The 1,053-nt window shown below is 64.4% G+C and carries 1 pseudogene; it reads right to left on the bottom strand.

The features are described from left to right. A pseudogene (locus tag RAD10_RS41405) lies at positions 1-1,053 on the bottom strand (hypothetical protein); the annotation flags it as partial.

Below are 1,053 nucleotides of genomic sequence, written 5' to 3'. Positions count from 1 at the left end.
GTCGACGGTGACCGCGCTGGTCGCGCTCAGATAGGACAGTCGCGTCACCGCCTGCCCCAGGGCGTTGAGATCGCCGACGACGCTATCATCGCCGCCGCGGCCTTCGAACTCGCTCTGGCCGACGGCCACGCCCGGCAGACCGGTCGAGCCGGTAAACCCGGCCGCGTTGAACGTGTCGGCATAACTGCTGCCAAGGATGCCCTCTATATTCGCCAGCACGTCTGTTCCGACGCCCGGGCCGGTCACGGAGCCGGCCGCAAGATTGGCGGTGATGCCTCCCGTTGCATCGCCGTAATCGGCGCGGTCGAAGCCGAGGCCGCCGTCGAGCAGATCGTTGCCGTCGAGTCCTTGCAGGACGTCGTTGCCGCCGAGGCCGCTCAAATTGTCGGCATAGACCGTGCCGACCAGCGTGTTCGGATTGGCGTCGCCGATCAGGTGAACGCCTGGCGCGAAGATGAAATCCGCAGCAGTCAGGTTCGATAGAGTCACGTTCTGCAGCGTCAGGCTGTCGCCATTGCCGAAATTGATGAACGTGTTCGGTCCCTGCTGCGAGGCGATCGCCTGCACGTCAGCGAGGTTGTAGATACCTGCGCCCGAAAGGTCGATCTTGTCGGCATGCGAGAAGTCGCCGATGAAATCGGCACCGCCGCCACTGACATAAACGAAGGTGTCGGCGCCGCCGTTGCCGAGCAGATTGTCGGCGCCGCTGCTGCCCTTCAGCGTATCGTTGAAGCCCGATCCCGACACGCCGTTCACGCCACCGGTGATGGTGTCATGCCCAACCGAGGCATCCCCACTGACGGTGCCGCTGGCGAGGTCGACAACAACGCCGCCGGTCGCGTTGGCGAACAGCAGCTGCGTGCTGCCGTTGCCGGTGATGAGGTCGTTGCCGGCGAGGCCCTGGAAAGAATTGAAGCCGATGAAGCCGGTCGCGTCGTAAGTATCGGCGAAATTGCTGCCATAGACGCTGTTGACACCCGTGAAGGTGTCATGCCCGACCGAGACGTCGCCCGTGACCGAGCCGGCGCTCAGACTGACGGTGACGCCGCCTGT

Source organism: Bradyrhizobium sp. 23AC (assembly GCF_054863025.1).
This window is presented reverse-complemented; position numbering and strand designations above follow the sequence as displayed.